The following is a 7,203-nucleotide window of genomic DNA, read 5'->3' on the forward strand; positions in this document are numbered from 1 at the left end:
TTTATGAATCCACCTAAGTTTAACAAACGATCCATCATTATGTATAATCGATAACGATGATTTACTTAGGAGGAGATATTTATGAAAAGAATAGCTGTATTTTGTGGATCAAGTAATGGGGCGTCTAGTCTTTATATTGAAGGAGCAAAAGCTCTAGGAGGAGAGCTTGCTAAGCGTAATATTACGCTTGTATATGGGGGCGCAAGTGTTGGCGTAATGGGCGCTGTTGCCGATGCCGTGTTAGAAACTGGTGGACATGTCATTGGAGTAATGCCTACATTCCTTGAGGAAAGGGAAATCTCTCATAAAAACTTATCAGAGCTTATCGTCGTTGAGTCTATGCACGAGAGAAAAGCTAAGATAGCAGAACTAGTAGATGGATTCATTGCATTACCAGGCGGTCCAGGTACATTAGAGGAATTCTTTGAGGTTTTCACATGGGCTCAGTTAGGATTACATCAGAAACCATGCGGACTCTTAAATATTAATAATTATTACACACCACTTATGTCCTTATTTAATCACATGACAGAAGAGCAATTCCTACAGGAAAAATATCGTTCTATGGCTCTTGTAGATACAGAACCACAAGGGTTACTCGATCAATTCAATACATATCAAGCACCTTCAGTTAAAACATATATTACAAAAGCTCAAAGCTAATAAGGAAAAACAGGATTAGTTAATATCTAATCCTGTTTTCAAATTATTTGCATTTTAACTTACCATAACATTCGTTATTGGAAGTCATTTTAAAATTCTATGTGTCGATTTTTTCTTTGCCCTTGCGGATAAACCACCATATCAAAGCTAGAATTAGTATGAGGAGCGGTATTCCCTGAATAAAGAGAAATACTCCCCAAAAAAGAAGTTCAGTACTATCTGGAGAGTCTGTTGTCATTGCACCTATAAAAAATGCGACTGGAATTGTGAGTAGATTCACCCCTAAGCTGACCATTATAAATGATAGATTTTTAGCCTCAATTTTTGGTGAATAAGCCTTTATAATTACGAATATTGCAGTGCCAATTATAAGAAACAGTATTACATAAAGATTATTAGGATATCTCATAATATTCCTCTGTCACTCCTATATATTTTCTAATGATTGTATACATTTCCATTTACAACCACCTTATCATAGAATATGTGAAAAAATCAGTAGATTTTTATAGTATATTCTATTCATGTTTGGTTAACATAACGTCCTATTATCGGTAGCAAAGTTTTACGAGAATCCTTGTCTTTTCTAGGTTTCTTGTTTCTACACTTGTCCAATTTATATGCATGGTTTTATACATTATTGGTATAGCAAGGATTCTGGAGATTCTTGCTATTTTCTTTCCCCTTTTTTTGTATACAATCTTGTATAAATTTGATTATGATTGTTTTAAATCATAGTGTATGTTGATGTTTAAAAAAGACGAGTATATGCTTAATTTGTCTGAAATTTTTTGTGTATTCTTGTTTATTTTTTGTTATGTTTATTTCAAGTGTTATTTATTTATATTATATCGCCGATATATCGCTTATAAAAATAGAAAGAGGTGGTAGCGATGGCCGATACGGGTGATACAAAAGTTGAATTGTTAGAGGGAATCCCTAAGGAATTAAAAAGTCATGATATTGCTAAAACATTTGGAATTGCTGAAAGTACAGTTAGGAAGTACGCCCAATCCCTTGAAAAAGCAGGGTATGTTTTTCGGAAAAATGAAAACAATACAAGGATTTTTACTGATATAGATGAGTTAACATTTAGAGATTTGATTCAAGCTAGAAAAGAAGCTGGAGTAAACCTTGATATGGCGGCTTCCGTAGCAGTGATACGAAGACAGAAGAAAGAATCACCGATACAAAGCGTGCAACCATTGATAAATAAGGAATTAAAGAACGATTTAATTCCGCACAAAATGCAATATGAGATTCAGAAATTAGCAAATTCATTTCAAAAGCAAATAGAACAAATTGAAGAACAAAACCAAATGATAATTTCTAAGTTGCAAGCATCTGAAGAAACTGAAATTGAAATAAAAAAACAGTTGTTGGAATCTCAAAAAAGGGAAAAAGAAAAAGATCAACAAATTGAAGATATGCAAAAAATGATTGAATATATTGCAAAACGAGATACAGCTTTTGATAAAAAAATCGAAGAAATTTATCAAGAAGCTAAAAAACCTTGGTGGAAGAGATGGTAAGATACAGGGTTTAATACTTGGTTGTATTATATTCTTTTTAATAAGTTGTTTAGAATAATAGAAAGATAAACAAGCTGATCCTTTATGAAAAAAAAGATGGGCTTTTTTGTCTGCTACCGATAATGATATCTTATGGAAACTAGAATTATATAAAAGTGAAATTATAAATATTAAATGGTAAAATATAATTGATATCATATTATTTGCATTTGAAGTTTAAAGGGGTTGATATTATGAAATTAAAGGGATCTACTATTGTATTATTAATTCTTTGTACAATAGGATTACTAAGTGATGTACGTAAAATGATAAATGGAACGGCCCAGATCCATAATTATGTATTATTTGTATTAATTTTATTAGCCTTAATCTACAATTTATATGCTTATTATCAAGAAGGACAAAAGAAAAAAACACTGGTGTAATACCAGTGTTTTTTTACTACCGTTAAGTGGTTTTATGTAAACTAGATGTGTATATGGGATATATTTTTGAGAACAAAATAAGAGTTAAGCAGCCTTATAATTTAATCATAACTCAGTTGATTGTAATTATCATGTTGCGTTGGTTTGGAAAACTTTTTTAGTTTAAATTATAAGGAGGAAGGTGAAGATGCTTATAAGGAAAGGAAGGTAGAGTCAAGATGTTATTTAATATTCTAATTGCATTTGTGTTACCTTGGAGTGTTGGAATTTTTCACCTTTACAAAAAGGAGAGAAGAATTATACCTCTGATTGGCTCATTTTGTTGTGTCGTTGCTTTTGTCGTAAATGAATTCGGCTTTTATTGTGGCTTTTGGAGAATTGCTCCTTTCCTTGATCAAAAAACTTTGTCTGGCTTACCTTTCAATATAGGACTTTATCCGATTTTGGCAAGTTACTTGATATTCTTTATAAAGAAAACCAAAAGACCTTACTTGATGGTCTTTTTTATATCGCTATTTACTACTCTCCTTGAAATGACATTGGTTTTAAGTGGGAAAGTCGTATATGGTAACGGATGGAATATTATCTGGACATTTTTTTCTTATATCATCCCTTATATTTGGGTTTACTGGTATTATCTCTATTTAAGAAAGTTACAAGTTATTAGCTAATTTTTGAAGGCAATATAATAAAACTCGAATATTTTCGATTGCCGATAACGAAAATTATGTAAAAAAGCTAGCATGGAGCTAGCTTTTTTCTTTTTTGTTCATAGTACTCTAACTTCTTTATTTGTTGTATTTTGAATGTATACTTTTATTAGTGATTTTGGAGGGAATGGGTAAATTGAAATAGAGTCAATAAAATCAAGGAAATGAAAGTAAACTAATATTTAAAAGTTTACTTTCGAGAATAACAAAAACGAGGATTTAGGTAGCACGACTTGCACTAGCAATTGTACCTGCCGAACCGCTTAGATCAGCTGTCCATGAATTTAACTCTTACTCTAGATTTCTATGACACTAAAAGTGGCTAGTCCCTCGCTTCGCTTTACCCCATTCTTTGCACTCACACCCCAAAAAAAGGGGAAAGCGCAAAGAATGGATTTCGGCGGTGGGTGGTATGTCGCCAAACCGAACAGACTAAAAACAAGAGAATGTTAATAAAATGGAATTGTTGTAAAAGTAGTAGGATATATACTTTGAGATGTATATTCTATAGCTGGATAATATTGTATGGTTTCATGATAAGGTATAGCTGGATGATGATAGTATGGCATATGTTGCATTGCATGATATACTGCATGCATTGTTGATTGAGCTCCATGGGTTGTATAGACTCCGCCTATTGCCCTGTTTTTAATATAGTAAGGATTTATCACAATAATTCACCTCAGTTAATAATCAAATAAACATTTATATAATATGTCTAAAAACTAAACGGGGTCACGCCAGGGGAATGGTTATATTGCTTATGACAGAAGATTTAATAAGCGATTGGAACAACTCGCGAAATGATTATTGGGAGAGGGAAAATAATCGGTAAGTGTCAACGGTAAGCGGACTGGAATGGTTCAGCGGTTTGTGCTGATCCATGAAAGGAGCATTAAGGAGTTGATACGTGCAGCTGAAGTATCACCCTCTTGGCATTTCCTCAAAACGAACCGTTTTGGGGATGCCAACCGGCGAGGGAGCCCCTCAAGGATTGAGGGGTTGGGGAGTTTGATTGAGGGGGTCTGGGGAAGAGTTCCCCAGTGGGTTTGGGCAAAGCCCAAGGTTTTGTTTTGCCACGTAGGACGTGGCTCGGCAGAGCCGAAGAGCGTCGCAGACCCCTATCTGTTTTGATGCGATAGCGTCAAAACACGTATAGGGTTACGTTAATTGACTCCATTTCGTCGCTTTGCTAGACTTATGGTATCAATTAATCTAGGGGAAGTGGTGGTACTTTATGTTGGGTTCTATCTCATTTAATCAATCTTACCAAAGTTCATTGAGCCATAATAACAGGGAAAATATTCATGGGAATCCTGGTATAGATCCAGCTAGGTTAGACGAGAATATCTATTTTATTCAAAAAGACATCCGAAGTGTATACAAGGATGTTTTTCAAGAAGCAGTCGACAAATATAATGAGAAACAAAAACGGAATGACCGTAAGATTCAGGACTACTATGACAAAATACATAAAGACGATAAGACACATGAGCAACGAGAATTGGTTGTAGCGATTGGGGAAGGCAAAGACGACCCAAAGTATAGGGAAGCTAAAAAAGAAGCACTGAAGCGCTATGCTGAGGCGTTTCAAGAGCGAAATCAAAATCTAATAGTTTATAACATGGTTTTACATAATGATGAAGCCAATCCGCATTTACATATTAACTATGTACCGAATTTCGAAAGTAGTCGAGGATTAACGAGGCGTGTCGGAATGGATAGAGCCTTGCAACAGCAAGAAATAGAAGGAAAAGAAACAGAATTAATTGCTAATTGGGGTGCGTTTGAAGCAGAAAAAGAGGATTGAATGTTGTGTTTTTGCAACAGATGGGAATCCTTAGTAAGAGATTCCATGTTATTATAGAGAAAGACGAAAAAACCGCCCAATGTCTTGGCGGACAGGCGGTTTTTCATAATCAGGTTGGAATCAACCTAATATATATTCTATACACATTGTAGCATAGGTTAGTTGATTCCTTCCACTAAGGGAGAGAATTATTTTATGACAAAAGTTGTAGATTTTGGACAAGCTGAAAGAAATGCTAGAAAAAGAGATTTAGAAATTGAAAATGAAAAATTTCAAGAGTTATATAATGATGTTTCAGAAGTTGAATTAGAAAAAGCCATGGAAACTATGGCTAAAGCTACTGGTAAAGAGCTTTACATAGGTACTAAAAAAAGTCCTCAGTCGAAAGTGAGGTTTGCTCAAATTTTGCAAAGTAATTATGAATTTTTAAGGGAAAGGGAATACTTTACAGCTAAAGAAAAAGCATTTTTAATTGATATTGTTTCTTCGATTGCTTTTAATTCAAACTGTATTGTTGAGGATGTGAAATCAAAAAATCCAGTTCCATTGAATATTTCAGGACTTGCAAAAAAAATTGGATTAACACGAGCGAATACAAGTCTTTCAGTAAATTCTTTGGTTAAAAAAGGGATATTAGCGAAAGCTGAAAGTGGAATTGAAGGAAATAATGCAAAAGCTTATTCATTATTTGTAAATCCGCACATTATTTATGCAGGAGATAAGGATAATGTAAATGAAGCACTTAAAGCGATCTTTTATAAAGCTATGAAAATGAAGATATTGAAAGAGTTACCAGATAAATTATTTTAAGATTGACAATTAGTCAATCTTATTTTTTTACTCATTTTCGTGTGTATTGTTTTCGATACGAATGTGTATTGTTTTCGATACACACGAAAAACATCATAAACCTAGTTATATCAACGTTTTATACCACTTTTAAAACTCTCTCTCTTCTCACTCTATATATAAAGGCTAAAAGTTCCGCAAGGAACGGGTTGTATTTTTGAAAAGAACACTCAAAAATCTCCACCCTCTATATAAAAAAGTCGGTTCGTTCATCCTCACCTAAAGGCTAACGCCTTTTCTTTTATATATAGTCCTTGCGGAACTTTTTTCGGCTCGATTTGCTTATATCGCCAAGCCGATAGACAAAAAGCAAAATAATGGTTCTCGACTTGGACTAGCAAGTATACGAGCCGAACCGCTTAGATCAATCGCTTAAAAATAGTTCTTATACTATATATTGATACGTTTAATACGTGGGGTTTCGCCCCCACACGACGAGCCAACACTCTTGCCAAAAAGCAAAGGGAAACCTTATAATCACAACTACTTTTGATGGTTGCAAAAAACTAGTGGATTGAGCAAAAATACCGTTACAGATTTAACCTTTACGGCAAAGCATGCTTCTAATCAACGAACCATGCAAAAAGTATTGAGGGCATTGCGACAAATAGATCCAAACGTGAAATCGGATGACTTTTGGTCGAGGTAAATAAAATGCATCTAGATGCTGCGGATGATAAAGAAGGCGAAAAAAAGATTCATAAAATTATAAATCGAATAGGTTGGGTACCTTTTGGACATCCAAAAGGTACCCAACCTATTTTTTGTTAACGTAACTCAGGATTATAGGAACTAAGTATTAAAAGGAGACTAAATATGCTGTCTCCCTTCTGTTGATATATATTTCTCTAATTGTATTATGTAACTTCTAATTTTTAATTAGAATAACGCTCTGCAAGTTTCTCTTTATGTGATTTAAAAACCTCTTCTAAAGAAATATCATATTTGTTAGCAATAACAATTAAGTTCCCTAACACATCTCCTAGTTCCTCCGTTAATTCTTTCTTATTTTCTTCCCAAGTTCCAGCTACTTCGTCTGGTCTATCCCTTCCAATTTCTAAAGCTCTAATAGCTCGTGCTACTTCACCTGTTTCTTCAGCAAGAAAACCAATTCGAATAAAAATATCTAAATCTGACCAACCTCTCATTTTGTAATAGTCCTTTACCCACTGTTGAAATTCTGTGACATTCATTGATTGGTTCCACCTTCCATT

The 7,203-nt window shown here is 34.0% G+C and carries 8 protein-coding genes and 1 pseudogene; 6 read left to right on the plus strand and 3 right to left on the minus strand.

The window, feature by feature from the left end:
- Positions 1–81 precede the first annotated feature (81 nt).
- On the plus strand, positions 82–663 hold the full coding sequence (locus NSS97_RS30290; protein ID WP_107888445.1) for a TIGR00730 family Rossman fold protein: 582 nt from the start codon (positions 82–84) through the stop codon (positions 661–663).
- Positions 664–760: 97 nt separating this feature from the next.
- On the opposite strand, the gene NSS97_RS30295 is transcribed toward NSS97_RS30290, so the two are convergent.
- Positions 761–1,072 (minus strand): hypothetical protein, encoded by a 312-nt coding sequence (locus tag NSS97_RS30295; protein ID WP_088038992.1) that lies wholly within the window; start codon positions 1,070–1,072, stop codon positions 761–763.
- A gap of 484 nt (positions 1,073–1,556) precedes the next feature.
- Here NSS97_RS30295 and NSS97_RS30300 point away from each other — a divergent pair, with 484 nt between their 5' ends.
- From NSS97_RS30300 to NSS97_RS30310, 3 genes are all read left to right on the plus strand, one after another.
- On the plus strand, positions 1,557–2,195 hold the full coding sequence (locus NSS97_RS30300; protein ID WP_107888444.1) for a helix-turn-helix domain-containing protein: 639 nt from the start codon (positions 1,557–1,559) through the stop codon (positions 2,193–2,195).
- A gap of 233 nt (positions 2,196–2,428) precedes the next feature.
- A complete protein-coding gene (locus tag NSS97_RS30305) occupies positions 2,429–2,620 on the plus strand; it encodes a hypothetical protein (RefSeq protein ID WP_107888443.1) in 192 nt (63 codons plus the stop codon).
- A 218-nt stretch (positions 2,621–2,838) separates the two neighbouring features.
- Entirely contained in the window at positions 2,839–3,291 is a 453-nt protein-coding gene (locus NSS97_RS30310; protein WP_107888442.1) for a CBO0543 family protein, read from the plus strand.
- A gap of 488 nt (positions 3,292–3,779) precedes the next feature.
- Here NSS97_RS30310 and NSS97_RS30315 read toward each other — a convergent pair whose 3' ends face one another.
- The gene (locus NSS97_RS30315; protein WP_002192151.1) at positions 3,780–4,001 is read right to left on the minus strand and encodes a hypothetical protein; all 222 of its coding nucleotides are present in this window, start codon (positions 3,999–4,001) and stop codon (positions 3,780–3,782) included.
- Positions 4,002–4,567: 566 nt separating this feature from the next.
- On the opposite strand from NSS97_RS30315, the pseudogene NSS97_RS30320 reads away from it, so the two are divergent.
- Both NSS97_RS30320 and NSS97_RS30325 read left to right on the plus strand, forming a co-directional pair.
- Positions 4,568–5,122: pseudogene (locus NSS97_RS30320) on the plus strand (plasmid recombination protein); the annotation flags it as partial.
- Between the two features lie 213 nt (positions 5,123–5,335).
- Positions 5,336–5,950: a hypothetical protein gene (locus NSS97_RS30325; protein ID WP_098609312.1), complete on the plus strand. Its 615-nt coding sequence runs from the start codon at positions 5,336–5,338 to the stop codon at positions 5,948–5,950.
- 914 nt (positions 5,951–6,864) lie between these two features.
- Here the strand turns inward: NSS97_RS30325 and NSS97_RS30330 are convergent.
- A complete protein-coding gene (locus NSS97_RS30330; RefSeq protein WP_107888446.1) occupies positions 6,865–7,182 on the minus strand; it encodes a MazG nucleotide pyrophosphohydrolase domain-containing protein in 318 nt (105 codons plus the stop codon).
- Between the last annotated feature and the right edge of the window lie 21 nt (positions 7,183–7,203).

Source organism: Bacillus sp. FSL R12-0074 (genome assembly GCF_038005725.1).
Lineage (GTDB): Bacteria > Bacillota > Bacilli > Bacillales > Bacillaceae_G > Bacillus_A > Bacillus_A mycoides.

Coding starts and splice junctions, on each gene's coding strand:
- NSS97_RS30305 (WP_107888443.1), top strand. CDS start 2,429: ATGAAATTAAAGGGATCTACTATTGTATTATTAATTCTTTGTACAATA.
- NSS97_RS30295 (WP_088038992.1), bottom strand. CDS start 1,072: ATGAGATATCCTAATAATCTTTATGTAATACTGTTTCTTATAATTGGC.
- NSS97_RS30325 (WP_098609312.1), top strand. CDS start 5,336: ATGACAAAAGTTGTAGATTTTGGACAAGCTGAAAGAAATGCTAGAAAA.
- NSS97_RS30330 (WP_107888446.1), bottom strand. CDS start 7,182: ATGAATGTCACAGAATTTCAACAGTGGGTAAAGGACTATTACAAAATG.
- NSS97_RS30300 (WP_107888444.1), top strand. CDS start 1,557: ATGGCCGATACGGGTGATACAAAAGTTGAATTGTTAGAGGGAATCCCT.
- NSS97_RS30310 (WP_107888442.1), top strand. CDS start 2,839: ATGTTATTTAATATTCTAATTGCATTTGTGTTACCTTGGAGTGTTGGA.
- NSS97_RS30290 (WP_107888445.1), top strand. CDS start 82: ATGAAAAGAATAGCTGTATTTTGTGGATCAAGTAATGGGGCGTCTAGT.